Origin of the sequence: Micromonospora sp. Llam0 (assembly GCF_003751085.1) — a bacterium.
Taxonomy (GTDB): domain Bacteria; phylum Actinomycetota; class Actinomycetes; order Mycobacteriales; family Micromonosporaceae; genus Micromonospora_E.
Map to the genome: position 1 here is coordinate 2,383,225 of NZ_RJJY01000002.1, position 16,445 is coordinate 2,399,669.

General features: G+C 71.3%; 20 protein-coding genes. 1 reads left to right on the forward strand and 19 read right to left on the reverse strand.

What is annotated here, in order from left to right:
- Window positions 1–54: 54 nt before the first annotated feature.
- The 16 genes from EDC02_RS38095 to EDC02_RS38170 all read right to left on the reverse strand — a co-directional run bounded on the left by EDC02_RS38095 (window position 55) and on the right by EDC02_RS38170 (window position 11,046).
- Window positions 55–399: a hypothetical protein gene (locus EDC02_RS38095; protein ID WP_123606918.1), complete on the reverse strand. Its 345-nt coding sequence runs from the start codon at window positions 397–399 to the stop codon at window positions 55–57.
- A gap of 146 nt (window positions 400–545) precedes the next feature.
- Entirely contained in the window at window positions 546–1,070 is a 525-nt protein-coding gene (locus tag EDC02_RS38100; protein WP_123606919.1) for a hypothetical protein, read from the reverse strand.
- A 200-nt stretch (window positions 1,071–1,270) separates the two neighbouring features.
- Entirely contained in the window at window positions 1,271–1,501 is a 231-nt protein-coding gene (locus EDC02_RS38105; protein WP_123606920.1) for a hypothetical protein, read from the reverse strand.
- Between the two features lie 208 nt (window positions 1,502–1,709).
- Complete coding sequence (locus EDC02_RS40650) at window positions 1,710–1,865, reverse strand: hypothetical protein (protein WP_158632460.1); 156 nt, start codon at window positions 1,863–1,865, stop codon at window positions 1,710–1,712.
- A 156-nt stretch (window positions 1,866–2,021) separates the two neighbouring features.
- A complete protein-coding gene (locus EDC02_RS38115; protein WP_148083811.1) occupies window positions 2,022–3,140 on the reverse strand; it encodes a hypothetical protein in 1,119 nt (372 codons plus the stop codon).
- Window positions 3,137–3,952, reverse strand: coding sequence for a hypothetical protein (locus tag EDC02_RS38120; RefSeq protein ID WP_148083812.1), 816 nt, complete (start codon window positions 3,950–3,952; stop codon window positions 3,137–3,139). Before EDC02_RS38120 ends, EDC02_RS38115 begins: the two co-directional genes overlap by 4 nt.
- A gap of 107 nt (window positions 3,953–4,059) precedes the next feature.
- Window positions 4,060–4,545 (reverse strand): hypothetical protein, encoded by a 486-nt coding sequence (locus EDC02_RS38125; protein ID WP_123606924.1) that lies wholly within the window; start codon window positions 4,543–4,545, stop codon window positions 4,060–4,062.
- A gap of 458 nt (window positions 4,546–5,003) precedes the next feature.
- Complete coding sequence (locus EDC02_RS38130; protein ID WP_233606647.1) at window positions 5,004–5,510, reverse strand: hypothetical protein; 507 nt, start codon at window positions 5,508–5,510, stop codon at window positions 5,004–5,006.
- An 89-nt stretch (window positions 5,511–5,599) separates the two neighbouring features.
- Window positions 5,600–6,694: a hypothetical protein gene (locus tag EDC02_RS38135; RefSeq protein WP_123606926.1), complete on the reverse strand. Its 1,095-nt coding sequence runs from the start codon at window positions 6,692–6,694 to the stop codon at window positions 5,600–5,602.
- Window positions 6,695–6,783: 89 nt separating this feature from the next.
- On the reverse strand, window positions 6,784–7,878 hold the full coding sequence (locus EDC02_RS38140; RefSeq protein WP_123606927.1) for a M23 family metallopeptidase: 1,095 nt from the start codon (window positions 7,876–7,878) through the stop codon (window positions 6,784–6,786).
- An 89-nt stretch (window positions 7,879–7,967) separates the two neighbouring features.
- Window positions 7,968–8,381: a hypothetical protein gene (locus EDC02_RS38145; RefSeq protein ID WP_123606928.1), complete on the reverse strand. Its 414-nt coding sequence runs from the start codon at window positions 8,379–8,381 to the stop codon at window positions 7,968–7,970.
- An 89-nt stretch (window positions 8,382–8,470) separates the two neighbouring features.
- Complete coding sequence (locus EDC02_RS38150; RefSeq protein WP_123606929.1) at window positions 8,471–8,998, reverse strand: hypothetical protein; 528 nt, start codon at window positions 8,996–8,998, stop codon at window positions 8,471–8,473.
- Between the two features lie 194 nt (window positions 8,999–9,192).
- Entirely contained in the window at window positions 9,193–9,384 is a 192-nt protein-coding gene (locus EDC02_RS38155; protein ID WP_123606930.1) for a hypothetical protein, read from the reverse strand.
- 94 nt (window positions 9,385–9,478) lie between these two features.
- The gene (locus tag EDC02_RS38160; RefSeq protein WP_123606931.1) at window positions 9,479–9,754 is read right to left on the reverse strand and encodes a hypothetical protein; all 276 of its coding nucleotides are present in this window, start codon (window positions 9,752–9,754) and stop codon (window positions 9,479–9,481) included.
- On the reverse strand, window positions 9,754–10,146 hold the full coding sequence (locus EDC02_RS38165) for a hypothetical protein (RefSeq protein ID WP_148083813.1): 393 nt from the start codon (window positions 10,144–10,146) through the stop codon (window positions 9,754–9,756). The genes EDC02_RS38160 and EDC02_RS38165 overlap by 1 nt, the downstream gene beginning before the upstream one ends.
- Before the next feature lie 162 nt (window positions 10,147–10,308).
- Window positions 10,309–11,046, reverse strand: coding sequence for a GGDEF domain-containing protein (locus EDC02_RS38170; protein WP_123606933.1), 738 nt, complete (start codon window positions 11,044–11,046; stop codon window positions 10,309–10,311).
- A gap of 655 nt (window positions 11,047–11,701) precedes the next feature.
- On the opposite strand from EDC02_RS38170, the gene ltrA reads away from it, so the two are divergent.
- A complete protein-coding gene (ltrA, locus tag EDC02_RS38175; protein ID WP_123603984.1) occupies window positions 11,702–13,504 on the forward strand; it encodes a group II intron reverse transcriptase/maturase in 1,803 nt (600 codons plus the stop codon).
- Window positions 13,505–13,659: 155 nt separating this feature from the next.
- Here ltrA and EDC02_RS38180 read toward each other — a convergent pair whose 3' ends face one another.
- The 3 genes from EDC02_RS38180 to EDC02_RS38190 form a co-directional block, all read right to left on the reverse strand.
- Complete coding sequence (locus EDC02_RS38180) at window positions 13,660–14,616, reverse strand: MarR family winged helix-turn-helix transcriptional regulator (RefSeq protein ID WP_123606934.1); 957 nt, start codon at window positions 14,614–14,616, stop codon at window positions 13,660–13,662.
- A 177-nt stretch (window positions 14,617–14,793) separates the two neighbouring features.
- Complete coding sequence (locus tag EDC02_RS38185) at window positions 14,794–15,144, reverse strand: Lsr2 family protein (protein ID WP_123606935.1); 351 nt, start codon at window positions 15,142–15,144, stop codon at window positions 14,794–14,796.
- Between the two features lie 131 nt (window positions 15,145–15,275).
- Complete coding sequence (locus EDC02_RS38190) at window positions 15,276–16,433, reverse strand: FAD-dependent monooxygenase (protein ID WP_123606936.1); 1,158 nt, start codon at window positions 16,431–16,433, stop codon at window positions 15,276–15,278.
- Window positions 16,434–16,445: the final 12 nt, after the last annotated feature.

Genomic DNA, 16,445 nt, shown 5'->3' on the forward strand with positions numbered 1-16,445 from the left:
GGGGGTTGTCGAACCGGCGGCCGGGATCGGCCGGTCGCTGGTCTGTTCGGGACGTCAGGCGGCGAGGCCGAGGGTGGCCATGGGCTGCCGGCGGGGCAGCGGTACGGGGGCCGGCGGAACGGGGCGCGCGGGCCGGAACCAGCCGACGAACCTCTGCGCGGCGGCAGCGACGCGGGCGCGTCCCGGCGTGAACCGGTGCGGGCGGGTCGCGGCCTGCTGCGCCCGCTGCGCGTCGCGCAGCGGCGGGCAGGGGTAGGCCTCGTGTACGCAGCGCAGGTTGGCGCAGCGGCCGGGATGGCGCGGGTGGGGTTGGTGATCGGCGGTGACCCGGACGGCCATGCGCCAGAGCATCGGGTCGGTCACAGTCTCGGGCTCGGGAGCGGGGGTGGTGGGCGGCATGAGGGCGGGTCCTTTCGGCGACCGGGATCGGGCGGGTGGTCACCACCCCCCCGGCCGTCTCGGCTCGTGGCCTGGGAGCCGTCCTCCTCGCCGTTCGGGTCGGGCGATGGTGACCGCGCCGATCGACGCTCGACTCTGCGGAAAGATCAAGTCGTCCAGGGGGCGTCGGCGGGCTTCGCGTTTCCGCACGCGGCTTGCGGACCGGCCGAGGTCTCGGTGTGCCCGTGGGTGTCTCTGCGGATGAGGAAGCAGTCGGGCGCGGCGGGGTCGTCGTGCCGGTAGTCGCGCAGGCGGGTGTCGTAGTGCGCGGGGTGGCCGCAGTGGGCGCAGCACAGTGGGACCTCGCGGTCCAGGTGCTGCCCGTCGGGACCCGCGCTGGTGGTGTGGTCGTGAGCGCTGAAGGTGCAGCGGCCGTAGGTGCAGAACGGGCGGCCGGGCGTTCGTAGCCGCCGGCTGACCTCGTCCGTGACGGCGTTGGCGAGGTCGAGGTCCGCCTGGCTGCTGTAGTGGGGCAGGCCGGCGGCGTCGAGGTAGTCGTTCGCGTCGAGGTAGCAGTGCAGGTCGACGAAGCTGCCGATACCGGGTGGCACCGCTCCCTCGGTGATGTCGCCGTCGATCTCGGTCATGATGTGGTCGGCGTAGCGGGCCACACGTGGGTCCCCGGTGTGCATCGGATGCCGCTCCTTACTGGTCGATCGAATGCTTCGGCGGGGCGCCGAAGCCGGTCAGCCGGTGGTATTCGTGGGCGGATGTTTCACGGCGGTGCGGGCGGCGGCGCTGAGCTGGGCGCGGGGTGCGGGGCCCGCCCACCCAATGCCTGGGTGAGCGGGCCGTTCATCACCGGTGGTGGGCGCACTGCGTGGCGGGCGCGCTAGACGCGTTTGGCCAGCTCGGTAAGGGCGCGCAGCCCGACGACGACGCCGCGCCGCTGGCTCCACCGCGGCAGTTCGGGCCAGCTCTGCGCGGCCGACGGTTGGCCATGGCGTACCCGCGCGACGCGGTGCAGCCCCAGGTCGGTGTCGACGGCGGCGGCGATGCGGACCTCGCGGCGCACCGCCGCGGGGGCCTTGGCGAGATCACCGCGCCGGTAGCCGGGGGTCACCGGTCCAGCCCAGCCCTCGAACAGCAGGCCGAAACCGACGAGTGCGCGGCGGTCGCGGGCCAGCCAGTCCCGCTGCCAAACCCGGGCGTGCGGTGTGGCGAGCTGCCGGGCGAAGCGCCGGAGTACGACCGGTACGGGCAGCGACTCGCCGGGCCGGGCCGAGTCGGACGCGGTCCACAGGTCCGGGGCGGCCAGGCTCGGATCGACCTCAAGCGCCCCAAAGCCGGAGCCGGCAGGTGGCGAGGTCGGCGCGGTCGAACAGGCCGAACACGACCGGGGGCTGGTCCCAGCCGTACTGGTCGGCGGCTGACTCGACGCCGGTCAACACCGCGGGTGTCGCGGCGCGGGTGGCAGGGTGCGGCACAGTTGTCCTCCTTGCGGGTAGGTGCGGCTCGAACGCAATGGCGATCCGAGCCATGGACGGGATGGCGCAGGTGGCCCTGGCTCGGACCGGCGGGACGAACCACACGCGAGCGACCGGTGTCGATCAAATCGCTTGGGTCGTCCGGCGTGAGGCCGCTCAGCTCCGGCGGCCGCGACGAGGAGGCGCTGTGGTCGCCGCCTCGTCGGCCGTCCACGTGAAGCCGGGCAGCGGAAAGGCAGCGCCGGGCAGGTCCACCAGGTGTGGGCGCAGCCGGCCGTACTCGGCGCGGCTGATCTTGCCGATGAGCAGCGAGTCGCCGACCGCGATCCGTGGGGTGACCCAGGCGGGAACGGCGGCCAGGCGCAGCGGACGCGGGAGCAGCCCAGCGTCGGCGAGCAGATGTCCGAGGTAGACGGTCATCCGAAGCCGGGCGACCGCCACGGTCAGCGGGTCGATGTCGACGCCGTCGACTCCGGCGAGGATCCGCCGGATCGCCTCGCCGGGCGGGAGAGTGTGCCCGCCGGTGATCGGCGGTTGCTCAACCGATCGGGCGTCCATTCGGCCGGCGGTGTACCACTGCCAGAGATAGTCGACCGCCCGGACCAGGTAGTGGCCGGTGCCGACGGTCGGGTCGATCAGCCGCAGCACGGGCTCTTCGCGGAAGGTGTCGGCGGCTGGGTGGAGGGTGCGGTCGAGGATGAAGTCGGCGACGTAGTGCGGTGTCTGCACCAGGGCGTGACGCGCCCGCCGCTGCGGGGACAGGATCTGCAGCAGGTCGCCGATGACCCAGCCACTGATCGACGGCGGATAGCCGTCCTGGTCGGGCCAGGCCAGCGACGGCGCCTGGGTGGCCCACCACCTGATCAGGTCGTCGCAGGCGGCGGCGCTGGGAGCGCCGGCCCACAGCATCGGGTTGTACTCCGGGTGCAGCAGCCACTGGGTGGAAGGGTGCCGGGTGAGGGCTTCGAAAGCGCGGCCGAGCCACAACGGTGCGCTCGCGGCGTTGCGCGCGATCCCGGGCGGTGCGCTGCGCAGCAGCGGCTCGACGAGCTGGTGGTCCTCGGCCCAGACGGCGACGCAGGACAGGTAGAGCCAGGCGGCGGCCACCTGTTCCCGCCACTCACGCTCGGCCGTGACGCTGAGGCCGTCGGGAGGGTCTTTGAGCGTGACCGTGGCAGCCAAGGCGTCGACCTGCCGTTGCAACGCACGGTGGAACGCCCTGTCGTCGGCGGGGTTGGGAGTGCCTGGCCGTCGCTGGCTACGGCGGGCGGTCACGGCTGCTCCTCGACCATGTTCGCGGACGTCCAGCGCCACTGGTAGGCGCCGACGGCGTAGTGGTCGTCGGCGTCGGCCGGTACCCGGTCCTCCTCGATCCACCGGCTGCTGTCCTCGCCGGTGTCCGCTTCCCACTGCACGCTGACGAAGCCGGCACCGAGACGCAGGACGGGGTGTTCACCGGGCATGTCGCCGATCGACAGCCCGTGCAGGTGGTCGGCCATGCGTTCGACCTCGTCGCGCGGGAACCGGCACAGCAGGCCGCCGTTCACGGCGCTGTATCCGTCGGCGACCAGCGCCGTGTAGTGGTCGCCGCCGACGGTGTCGGAGGTGACGGTCGCCGGTACCCAGCTCGCGTCGGGGGGCAGGATGTCCTCGCGGCTGTGCGACAGCAGGTATCTGTCGTTGCTGTCCTCGCTGGTGCGGTCGGCGTTGACGCCGAGCCACGGCACGTTGTGCTGGCGGGCGAAGCGGAGCAGGTCGAGCAGCGTGCGGCGCCCGTCGAGGTGTTCGGCGTGCAGGGGCAGGAATCCGTCACCGTCGTTCGGGTGGGGGTTTCCGGTGGCGCCGGTGGCGGTGTGGGTCCAGGTCTCGGCCCGTACCCGGTACTCGGTGCCGTCGACGTCGTACCAGATGGGGACGCCGTTGGATGCCAGCCAGTCGCCGTCAGGCTTGCGGGACCAGATCAGTGCGGGTACGTCCGGCCAGCCGGCACGGTACTGCTGGCGGGTCTTGCGCTGCCGGGGGGTGGCGGCGGCGTGTTCGGCCAGCGGGAGGATCTCCTCCACCCGCCACCAGAGTCGACGCGTCATCGTCGTTTGGCTCCTTACATGCGAAAGGCCACCCGGGCGTCGCGCGGGACGCGGGCCGGGTGCCGTTGGTGAGACAGGGGTGCGCCGTCGGTCGGCGCCGTGGTGCGTTACCGCCGTGAGCGGCGGGGCCGGCGGCGGCCCGGCGGCAACGGGCTGCCGCCGGTGACGTGCTGCGCCCGAGCCGCCGGTTCGTCACCACCGACGGCTTCCTGCCGTCCGGCCAGCGCGGCGGGTAGTGCGGTGGCCGCCGGGTCGTCGATCAGCGGCGGCCGGCCGAGGTGCGCAAAATCGAGGGCGTGCCGGCCGAGGTCACGTAGGGCCTCGTCGATGTCGGCGAGCAGGTCGCACACGGCGGCGAGCGCTCCGGCGTCGGCGCGGAACCGCGTAGGCGGCCGGCCGGTAAGCCGGTCGCGTAGCTGCTGTGCTGCGTCGGTCAGCAGGCGCTGAATCCTGCCTGTGGCGGTGTAGCGGGCGGCGGCGGCGATCCAGTTCGCGGCATGCTCGGGCTGCTCGATCGCGGCCTCGGTCAGCCGGTCGTTCGCCAGGCGGTAGCCGGCGGCGCCTGCGGCGCGCCGCAGGAACGTGTCGTCCATGAGGCAGTCACCGCCCCGTGCGCCGTACGGCAGGTGCGGTGGATTCTGGGTTCGGGATCATGTCGGGTCCTTCTGCGCGCCGGTGGCGCGCGGTTCGGACGCGAAAGCCCCGGCCGGGGCGGCTCCTGCTGACACGGACCGGCACACGGCCGGCGGCAGCAGGTGCCCGGGCCGGGGCGATCGTGTCAGGTGGAACGAGCCGGTTGAGGCCGTCGGGACTACGACGGCAGGTGGTGCAAGGCGGAGGGCCGCGGCGGCGACCTCGAGCGGGGACAGCACGGCGGCGTGCGGGTCCGCCGCCCAGGTACCCGGCCAGCGGGCGGGGCAGGGTGACGCCACCATGGCCGGGCCGGCCGTCGCCGAAGGTGTGCCCAGGCGTTGGGGAGCTGCGGTGAGGGCCGGCGTGCGGTGCGGGGTACGGATGGCGGGGTCAGGATGGGCGAGAGGCGTGTCTGCTTCTACTGGGGGGTCGTGTCGGGGTGCTCGGCTGCCCAAAGCCGGGTGAGGGAGCGCAGGTGGTCGATCTGCGCGGCGCGGCGGGCGAGCAGCGCGTCGAGGCGGGGTCCTCGTGCGTGGAGGACGCCGGTGTTCTCGATGAGGGGGATCTGGTCGTGGCGTCCGGCGGCGAGGACCTGCTCGACGTCGCGCAGGCTGCGGTCCAGCGGTGTGATGAGTCCGGCGATGAAGCCTTCGGTCATCTCCAGGGCGGTGAGCGCGGTACGCAGTTCCGTGGCGAGCGTCGGCGTGCCGGGGTCGGCGTGTAGTGCCTCGGCCAAGTGCTGGGGGTTGATCCGTTCGCGGCAGTACTTGGCGGCGAGTCGGGTGTCGATCACGGGGGTGCCCTTTCTGCTGTTCGGGTCGGGGAAAGGCCCGGCCGGGCGGGGTGCCGGCCGGGCACGGGTGGTGGTGTGGTCAGCGGAGGTTGTTCGGGTGAGCGGGGTCCGCCGGCGGCCGGTCCCGGCCACCGGGGCGGTCGTGCGGCTGATGCTGTGCGGTGGTGATGAGCGCGCGCGTGGCGGGCGATGGCGACGCTGGGTAGGTGTGGCGGGCGGCGTCAACGCGTGTCGGGTCCGGCCGTCTCAGTTGGGTCGGGCACCCGGTGCCAGGCGCCGTCCAGCCACACCTGCCAGTGGGTGCTGAAGGTGGCCTCGACAGTGGCCAGGTAGGTAGCCAGGCTGGTCCACGCGGCGGGCTGCCGGGGCCGGTCGAGGCCGGTGAAGACGACGAAGTCGCCGCAGGAGTCGCCGTCGTCGTCGACCGACCTGGCCAGGAACGCGCCGGCCGGCAGGGCGGAGATCCGGCGGGTGAGGTCGTACTCGGTGACCAGACGGTCGAGGACGGTCTCCTCGTCGGTGGGCTGGCGCCGGTAGCGGCATCCACGCACGTACTCATCCAGGTCACGCCGGCTGAACCGGGCGGGATCGTGGTAGCTGAGCCAGGTCCCGCCGCCGCGGCCCTCGTTGTGGATGACGCCGATCCGGGTGCCGTCGAGACGGAGTGCGGCGGTGAACGCGACCCCACGGTCGGTGGGGAGTTCGTCGAGGCTGGTGACGGTGAGCCGGTCGTGGGGCACGTGCAGCGGGCTGTGCCGCAGCGGGATACGGGCGGGCTGCTGGGCCGGGGTGGGTGGTGTGCCGGCGATGCGGGCGCAGTCGGCGGGGTCGACGGCGCGCCAATCCCACACCCAGCCGCAGATCGTGTACCGGCCGTCGGCGTCGGGGCAGATCCGGGAGATCCCGTCGGCATCGCCGTGGACGCGCCGTTCGTCCAGGATGATCTCGTCGCCGTCGAAGTACAGCGGCGCGCACACAAGGTCGAGTTCGGCGTCGAGAGCCGGCCCGCGCAGACCGTCGCCGTGCAGCCGCCGGCGGGTCTCATCGCGCAGGCGTTCCTGGTCGGCGACGATCGCTTCGGCGACGTCGCGTTCGCAGGAGAACACGGCGTACTGGCCGTCGTATCCACGTTGGGCGTCGAGGCGTCCGACGAAGCCGACCGGGTGGCGGGTCCGGCCGTGGTGGTCGTAGGCGGTCCAGTCCCCGGCGAAGACGCCGATGTCGCCGATCATGATGTGGGTGGCGGCGAGATGGCCGCCGACCGTGGGATCGGCGGGGTGCTGGCCGCGGGTCGGTGGGGTGGTGTGGTCAGGCACTGACTCTCTCCCTTTGTCGAGGCTGGCGCTCATGGGTGGGTTGATTGCGGTGTGGATTCCGCCACCGCCGCTGGGGTGGGTGACGGATTTCAGGTGGGCGGCACGCCGAGCGGGGCACCTTGCGCGGCCATGAACGGCACGGGGTCGATGGCCCCGTTCGCGCTCGCGTCGCCGTTGTGGTGTACCTCGTAGTGCAGGTGCGGGCCGGAGCTGTTGCCGGTGGAGCCGACGACGCCGATGGGTTGGCCGACGGCGACCTGCTGCCCGACGCTGACGGTCGGCGGCCGGTCCATGTGGCAGTAGCGGGTGAGCAGGCCCTCGGCGTGGTCGATGTCGACGTACCAGCCGCAGCCGCGGGTCAGCGTGGGGTGGCCGTCGCGGTGACAGCCCCACTCGGCGCCTGTGCTGGCGTGGACCGCGTTGCAGCGCACGGTGCGCACGGTGCCGGCCGACGCGGCGCGGATGACCGTGCCACGGGGGGCGCTGAGGTCGACGCCGTCGTGGCCCGGCCGGTCCGAGCTGCGGAAGGCGGATCCGACCGGGGCGAGCACCGGCTGGGTCCACGGGCCGACGGCACCGCAGCCGGCCAGCCCGTCGGCGGGGAGGCCTGCGGTGGCGGCGATCGCGGCGACCAGATCGGCGGCTGGCCCCTCCCACTTCGCGTACGCGTCGGGGTAGGCGGAGATCTGCACCGCCTGCGCCGCCTCGGCCAGCGGCATCGTCTGCCAGCCGTCGATCGTGACCAACGTGCCGAAGAACTTCTCCGACGCGTAGACGGGGTCGCGGAGCTGGGCGGGGGTGCCCCAGCCTTGGCTGGGACGCTGCTGGAACAGGCCGACGGAGTCGCGGTCGCCACCCGGCAGGTTCCTCAGGGCGCTTTCCTGCATGGCGGTGGCGACCGCGATCACCCACCCGCGTCCGGGTACCCCTAGACGGGCGCCGGTGGTGACGATCGCGGCGGCGTTGCCGACCTGGCCGCTGTCCCAGTCACCCTTGGCTGGCCACAGGGTCGGTCCGGCGATCGGCGCCACGGTGGCAGGTGACGAGGGACCGGGCGAGGTGGCCACGGTGACACAGCCGGCGGCGGCGGTGCCGCCACCGACGATGCCGCCGAGACCACCGGCGCAGAGGATGAACACGGCGATGAGCGCCACGGCGAGTGATACCAGGGATCGGAGCGTCATCCCGGCCCCCTGCCGTCGGGACCGGGGTGACGGGTTCGGTGGGGCGGCGCGGCGAAGCCGGGCATGGCGGGTTCCTTCCTGGTTCGCGGTCAGCCGAGGTGGTGGACGCCGACCGGCTCGCCGTCGCCGCTGTGCACGGTGACCGTGTCGTCGACGGGGTTGATCACGTAGATCCACGTCGCGACGAGGTCGACGGCGCGGCTGAGCGGGAAGACGGTGAGCGGCTCCGGATCGGTGTCGTCGAGCGTCATGCCGACCCCCGCGACGTGGTGCTGGCCGGTAACCGGCCGCGGGTCCGGGGCGAGGTCGGGTCCGAGGTAGTCCCAGTCGTGGGCGAGGACGGCATCGATGAGGGCGCGGGTGTCGCGTCGTGTGGTGGTGGCCCAGATGCCGCGCAGCTGCGGGATGACCGATGAGGGGTTGCCGTCGAAGTGGACGTAGCGGGCGCGGACGATGGTCGGCCGGGCGGGGTCGGCGGCGCCGACGTAACAGGGGGTTCCCACGGGCGGTGTCTCCTCGTGAATCGCTGGATGGGCGCGGGGTATGGCGACGACCGCGGGGCGTGGCCGGCCGCGCGGACATCGGCGTCAGGTCATCGCAGGCCGCGCGGATCGTCGGTGGTGGGATCGAGGTCGCCGGGGGTTGCGTCGTCGCGGCCGGAGGCGGTCCAGTCGATGTGGCTGTCGTGGCCGCTGGCGTCGAGGGCGTCGTCGATGACGGACTCGGCGGTGCCGAACGCGTCGTCGGGGTCGGTGGCGGTGACGGTGATCGTCAACGGGATGGTGAGTCGGACCTGCCAGTGGCGTGGCAGGCCGGGCAGGTCCAGGAGGTTCAGGAGCCTGTTGGCGGCATCGGGGTCGATGTCGTCATCGCCGACGGCGTCGCGAACGGCGCGCCACACCTGTCGGCGCAGCCGTGCCACCTGTTCGTTGACGGTGGGAGGCGGGGCGGCGGGCGGAGTTGGTGCGGGTTGGTGGGTGCCGAGGTAGTCGTGGACGCGGGTGGCGGTGTGGGTGAGCCAGCCCAGCGGGGCGGGCTGGCCGGGGTGGAAGGCGTCCCAGGCGTCACGCAGGACCGATTCCAGAGCCGCTGGTTGCGGATCGCTGTCGAAGGTGGGCATGTCGATCTCCCGAGGAAGACAGGCGCCAGCCCCGCTCCCGAGCAGGAAGGGCGCGGACGGCGGTGACGGGTGGGTCAGTGGTTGGTGGCGGGCATGGGCGACGCGCACGGTCGGTGGTGGCGGCCAGGCGTGGCCAGCGGTAGCCGATGGCGGAGGCGTCGGAGAGCAGGCCGATGAGTGAGTCCGGCTGCGGATCAGTGGTGGGCGTCCACGACGGCGACGAGCCATTCGGCCGGGTCGACGGAGATGCGTCGGCCCGAACCGTCCACGTCGCGGCGTCCGGCGCGCAGGCTGGCGAAGACCCGGCGGAGCCGAGGCGGGATGTCGGTGTCGGTGTGGTAGGGGTATCGGTGCCGAGCCAGCGCACGCCGGCTGGGTTCGCCCACGCGTGCGGGGTGCGGTGCGGCGGGAACCGCCAGCCGGGATCCGGAAGCCGGGCTGGCGGGACCAGATCGCCGGTGTGCCGGGCACAGACGTACGTCAGCTTAAGGATCGTCCCGGTGCTGCGGGCCTTGGCTGACCGCGTCCGTGCAGCCGTGACAGGTGTTGCCGTCCGGGTCGCGCAGCGTGCCGTGGCACCGCGGGCAAGGGTTCATGGTTGGCCGGGTCGCGGGCGCCGGTGAAGCCGCCGCCGAGGCGGTAGTCATCGATGCCGAGTGTCTCCAGTTGTGGCTCGATGATCCGGTCCAGGTCAGCGTCGACGGTGTCGACGGTCGCGGTTGCCGGCACGAGGACGGCGAGCAGCATGTGTCCCATCAGCGGAGACCGCCCTGCGGGGTTGCCGGCTTCGAAACCGGTTCGATGAGCGCGCCGTTGTGCCGGAGGACGGCGCACGCCTCGTGGAACCGCACGAGTGCCTTTTCTCGTTCCTCCCGCACCCGGGTGAGCGCGAGCCCGACAGCCCGCACACGCTCACCGGCGGTGACGAGTTCGGGGCCGTTTGCCCCGTCGTAGACGTTCCAGAGCACCTGCGCGGCCTCGACGAGCAGTTCCTCCTGAACGTTGGCGGCGACGAGAGCGCAACCCGCGGTGACGAAGTCACAGACGTCGGTCGTGTTCTGCGCGGTGGTGACGCCGATTTGCTCCATGTCGAGTGCGGCACTGTCGAGGCGGGCGAGATGCCGCAGGACGACGATGATGTCTGTCACGGATTTCTCCAAAATGGGGTGTGGGATGGTGGAATCCGCCTACGCCGGCGCGCAAGGGGAGTTGACGCGGCGGCCGAGCGCGCGGTGGGCGCGTGGGCCGGGGAAGGTCGGGCCCGGTGCAGGTGGCTGTTGCCTTGCGAGCCGGGCCCGGCCATGGCGGTGTCAGCCCTCGTAGGGCGGCGGCCAGTCGCGGGGGCGACCGTCGCTGGGGACGTCGCCCATGTGCTCGGCGTAGCCGTGCACGACGCCGCCGTTGGCCTTGGCCCAGTACATGGCGATGTCGGCCAGGTGCAGTAGGGATTCGGGATCGTGACCGGTTTGGTCGGTGGTCGTGTAGCCGACGCTGGCGACGATGTCGATCTGCCTGCCGTCGAGGGCGAACGGAAGCTGGCTGATGTGCCGCCATGCGCGGTGCGCCACCGAGATCGTTTTGTCGAGATCGCCCTGCACGATGAGGGTGAACTCGTCGCCGGAGAGTCGGGCCGCGACGATGTCGGACTGCCCCAGGCGGCGGAGACGTTCGGCGACCTGGGACAGCAGGATGTTGCCGGCTCGGTGCCCGAGTCGGTCGTTGATCAGCTTGAACCCGACGAGGTCGAGGACGATGACGCCGACCTCGCTGTGGGTCTTGAGTGCGTGCGTCAGCCGCTCGATCGCGGCGCGGCGGTTGGGCAGGCGGGTGGTGTCGTCCTCGGTCGCCTGTCGGTGGTACCTGTCGCGTTCGGCTCGCAGGGTCTCGACCAGTTCGTGCGCGTTCAGGACGACGCGGTCCAGCTTTCGCAGCCGGAGCCGGGCGCGGGTCAGCAGGGTCCACAGGCGCAGTGCCCACAGGCCGGCGATGGTCAGCCCGGCGAGGAGCCCGCCAGCGGCGGTGAGGAGGGAGTTCGCTGTCTGAGACACTGGTTGTCGCTCCTGTGCGATTCGCGGTCGCACGATTCCAAGTGGACGCACCAGGGAGGATCAGGAGGTTCGTCTGATGGTGTAGTTCCGGGCTTGTGTCCGATGGCCCGTCTCCGCTCCGACGTGCGTCGCTGGCAACGGCGGGGTGCGAAGCTCGGGGTAGAAGCCCAAGGGCTCCCGTGCCGTCCGGGGGCAACAGGCGAGGAGAAGGCCGGACGGGTGAACGCAAGTGAACCTTCGACGATGCCCCGTGACTACAAGCCCCGGTGTGACGGATCGTGTGACCTGGGGATAAGGGCTGGCCGTTGAGAATGCGGCAGGCGGCGGTTGGTGAAGGAGCGCCAGCCGTTGGGACACCGCCGCCCTCGGGGTAAAGGAGGCACCCTCCCCGGCCGTGTCTTGGTCGTGTGGAACGAGGTAATCCCGTTGAGGTCCGGGCCGGTGCCAGGCCCGGTAAGCCGACCGTGAGGAAGGCTGAATTCCTCAGCGGGCTGAGGATGGCCCAAGAAGCAAATGCCGGCAGCCGAAAGGCAGCAGGAAACCGGGAAACAGTGACTGGCTCCTCCGCCGGCCTTCCTGGATAACTGGCCGGATACGGGCGATGCCCGGACCCGAAAGGGTGCCGACGTGGGCCAGGTGAGCCTGTGAAGGACCGATGACGACGACAACCGCACCGACGGGCAAGTTGGACACCGTTGTGCCTGCGGGCACGGTGGTGAACGGACCTGAGGGCGAGCGCTTCGACTGGGAGACCGTTGACTGGTCCTCGGTCGAGGCGTCCGTACGGCGTCTGCGACAACGGATCTTCACGGCGTCGCGGGCAGGGGACCTCAAGAAGGTCCGCAACTTGCAGAAGTTGATGCTGCGGTCGTGGGCGAACACGCTGTTGAGCGTGCGGCGCACGACGCAGGTCAACGCTGGCCGCAAGACCGCCGGGATCGACGGGCGCGTCGCGTTGCACCCGGAAGACCGCGCCGATCTGGCGCGGTGGGTGCACCATGAGGCGGCCTTGTGGACAGCCCGGCCGGTCAAGCGGGTGTTCATCCCGAAGGCCGATGGCCGGCAGCGCCCACTCGGCATCCCGGTCATCGTTGACCGGGTGCTCCAAGCGCAGGTCGTCAATGCGCTGGAACCCGAGTGGGAAGCCAAGTTCGAGCCGAAGTCGTACGGCTTTCGGCCCGGACGCGGTTGCCACGACGCGATCGGCGCCATATACCAGTCCGTGCGAGGGCCCCGAGCCAAGCGGCTGTGGGCGCTGGACGCGGACCTCAAGGCGGCGTTCGATCGCATCGACCACCAGCACCTGCTGACGTCTCTCGGCGATTTCCCAGCGAGGAAAGCAATTGCCGGGTGGCTGAAAGCCGGAGTGGTGGATAAGGGGCGATGGTCCCCGACCGGGGAAGGCACTCCCCAAGGCGGGGTTGTCAGCCCATTGCTGCTGAATATCGCGCTGCACGGGTTAGAGCAAGCCGCAGGTGTCCGATATCGTCAAGTCCGCTCGAACGCGGAAGTGTTGATGGGGCACCCGCTGGTGGTCAGATATGCCGATGACTTCGTCGTCTTATGCCATACACGTGGTGAGGCGGAAGAAGTCAAGGCGCGGCTGGCCGCATGGCTGACGCCGAGAGGGTTGGCTTTCAACGAGGACAAAACGGCGATTGTCCGCCTCGAAGACGGTTTCGACTTTCTCGGATTCAACGTCCGCCGCTATCGCGGCAAGCTGCTGATCAAACCCAGCGACGCGGCCGTGAGACGCATCCGGGGCAGGCTGCGCACCGAGATGAGGGCTCTGCGAGGAGCCAACGTCGCGGTGATCGTCTGCGCGATCAACCCGATCGTGCGCGGCTGGGCGGCCTACTACCGGACGGCGGTGTCCAGTGAGGTTTTCCGCCGGCTGGACCACTACCTGTGGCAGTTGACCTACAGGTGGGCGCTACGCCGCCACCCGAACAAGCCGAAGCGCTGGATCGTTGCCCGCTACTTCGGCAGGTTCAACCCGTCCCGCGGAACGCGGTGGGTGTTCGGCGACCGCGACAGCGGCGTCTACCTGCTCAAGTTCCGCTGGACGAAGATTGTCCGGCACCAGATGGTCATTGGATCGGCGTCCATCGACGACCCGGCCCTGACCGACTACTGGAACGCCCGGCGTCGCCGCAGTCGATCGTCGCTCCCGGTCAACCGCCTCACCCTGAACCTGCTACAGGCACAGGACGGGCGGTGCGGCTACTGCGATGACCTGCTGTTACACGCCGACCGGCAGCCACAGAGCCCACAACAGTGGGAACAATGGCTACGCGGATTCCGCAAGGCGATCAGCCGCAAGGCCATCGTCGCAGGAGACGGCGGTCCGGACGATCAACCGCGTCTCGTCCACGCTTACTGCCGGCGGCGGCGAACGCCCGCCGCCGACGTGAGCCCAGCACCGCGAGAGACCCGCGAGCCCGTTGGGCTTGCTTGAGCCGTGTGCGGTGAAAGTCGCACGCACGGTTCTGAGGGGGCCCTGCCACGGCAACGTGGCGGGGCTACCCGACTGTGTGTGAAGGAGCACCGGGGACGGGCGTGAGCGCGCCAACGTCAAACGCCCGCCCCGGGCTGCGTGGGGTGAGGGCGCCGCTAATCGGCCTGGTAGGTCGCGACCTTGGTGTCGAGTCGCGTGACGTTGCCGGCGATGACGAGCTTGTCGAGGGCGTTGGCCACTGCCCCCGCGCTGGCCGGGTTGACCTGGGTGCCGTCGTGGGCCTGGTTGATCAGCTTGCAGATCTCCCCGACCTTGTAGGCGGTGTCCGGGTTGCGTTGCAGCAGCGCCAGCACCTCGTCGCGGAGTTCCCCCTTGCGGCGTCGGGGCTGGGCCGGCTTCCGACGGCCGTCGCGCTCCTGTGTGCTGGCTCCAGATCCCTGGTGTTCGATGTCCTCCGTCGATTCGGTCTCCGATTCGCCGATACGGTCGTCGGCGCGCGGTTCACGGGTCGGCTGGTCCTGAGTAGCCCCGCTGCGTGACGCCCCTGGTTCGGTTTTCGGCGCTGGTGCGGTCTCCAGCTCGGGCGTCGGATCCGGGTCGGGCTCGGCCTGCGGTGCGGCGACCTGCTCGGCCGTCCCGACTGGGCCTGCCGCTTCCGCTGGCGTTGGGCTGGGCTGGTCGGTCTCCGCTGCGGAGTCGCGGGTCTGTTGGTCGGCTGGCGGTTCACCAGGTACCTGGTCCTCGGCGGGTACTCCCGCGCCGAGTTCCGGTTCCACCTCCGGGCGGAGGTTGGCTCGCTGCTGTGACTCGCCCCCGGCCTGGTCGTCGTCATCCGTTGAGGCAGCGGATGGCGTCTGCGTGCTGGTGCTGCAGGCTGCGACCGCCGCGGCTGCCGCTTTGCCGGTGTCGGTCAACTGCCACAGCGTCGTGCGCTGCTCGGTGCGAATCCGCTCGGCGTGGCCCGCGTTTTCCAGCTCTCGCAGTTTGGGGGTGGTCGTGGGGTAGGCGATGCCGGTGGACTTGCCGATGTTTGCGGCGGTGGCCGGGCCGAGTTCGGCGAGCGCGGTCAGCACCCGCTCCAGGGTGGATGTTTTCTTGGTGCTGTCGGTCATGCGACGGGTTCCGTTTCTTCCTGCTACCAATGGGGTGAGGACGAGGCGTGCACTCATGCACGCTTCGAATCGGGGCGCGATCAAGTCGTGTGGGTGGACTCGCGCGTACCGGGCCGCGACAGCCAGGGCGGTCGTTATGCGCCCTGGCTGTTGGGGCTGCGTACGCGCTGCGCAGGGCTAGTGGGCGCTGTTGTAGGCGTCACGGACGGCCGGAGGGATCGCCCCTCGGGTCCTGGGCTCGGGCAGGTTGTGCTTCTGCCGGTGCGTGGCCCACCACTGCCGGATGCGGGCGTTGAGGGCGCGGCGATCGGTGTTGGTGTCGTGCCGGGTCTGCTTTCTCACCGTCGACTTCGGCAGGCGGCGGGCGGCGGTGATGAAGGGCTGGAAGGCTGCGGCCATCCGGTCGAAGTTGGGGCGGGACAGGTCGATCTCGTACAGCACGCCGTTGAAAGCGAACCGGTAGGTCCCAATGTCGTCGGTGGATCCGTCGAAGTCGTCGTAGACGACGCTGGTGGTTCTGGTGGCCATCGGGCCGTGTCCTTTCGATCTGGGATGCAAAAGAGCGCCCGGCCGGTACGGCGGCGGGGGTGGTGGGACGTGGGGGTTTCCGGCCAAGGCGCTCGCCGTTCGGTGGGGCTCTGGCCACAGGAGACGGCGGGCTATCGGGCGCCGAGGCCGAGCTTGTCGCCGATGACGGGCCCTTGCCGTACGGCGGCGACCGCGGTGGGCAGGTGCCGGCGCTGCCACCCGTTCAGGGCGGTGGGCAGGTCGGCGCCCCACCGGTAGTGCTGGGTGAGCGCGACGGCCAGGCCGGCGGCCTGTTCGATGCCGTTGTTGGCGCCCCGGGCCGTGTGTGGGCGGACCGGGGCGAGGGCGTCGCCGAGCAGGACAGCGTGCCCGTCGCCGACGGGCCACACCATGCGAGTGGGCGGGTCGATGTCCAGCACCGGCACGGCCATGCGGGTGGTGGTGGCCCGCACGACCGCCGCGTGGTCGGACGGAAGCAGGTAGTCGGCGTGCTCGTCGACGTGGGTACGAGCGGCCGGGGTGATGTGCCGCGGCAGGGCGAAGACCCGGCGGGTGGGTGTCGCGCCGAAACGCTGCTCGTACTCGGCGGCGGTGCAGCCGAGGTAGAACGTCCAGTCGCAGCCGCCGGGCACCGGCGCGATGGTGAACTGGGCGCCGGGGCAGGGCTCCAGCCGGACGAAGTCCCGCAGGTCGGGCTGTGGGGTGCTGGTGGCGATCCCGCGGTGGGCGACGTAGCCGGCGTAGCGCAGTTTGCGGTCCGGGTCGAGGAGGCGGCGGCCGATCGAGGATCGGCCGTCGGCGAACACGACCAGGTCGGCCGTCTCGGTGTTCCCGTCGGTGAACCGCAGGACGGGCCGGCCGGCATCCTCGGTCAGGCCGGTGACCCGCGTTCCTTTGCGCAGGACGCCCGCCGGGACCCGGGCGGCCAACGCGCGGTGCAGCAGGGTCCAGGTGGTGTTCCGGCCGGGGTAGGTGCGCAGGACGGTCTGTTCCGGCTGGCGGTCGCGGATCGCGACCTGCCGGATCGTCTCGGAGTCGTAGGCGATGAACTCGCGCTGGGGGATGTCGAGGCGGTCGAGCACGTCGAGGGCGGTGTGTTCCAGGCCGATGAGCCCGCCGCCCAGCGGGGCGGACGCCGGTGTGGCCTCGTAGACCATGACGTCGAAGCCGGCCCGCAGCAACAGCAGGGCGGTGACGGGGCCGGTCAGGCTGCCGCCGATCACGGCGATGGTCAGCCGGCGGAGTCCGGCGCCCGTAGTGCGGGCGGCCAGGGCGGGGTTCGAGTCCATGGGGGTTCCCTT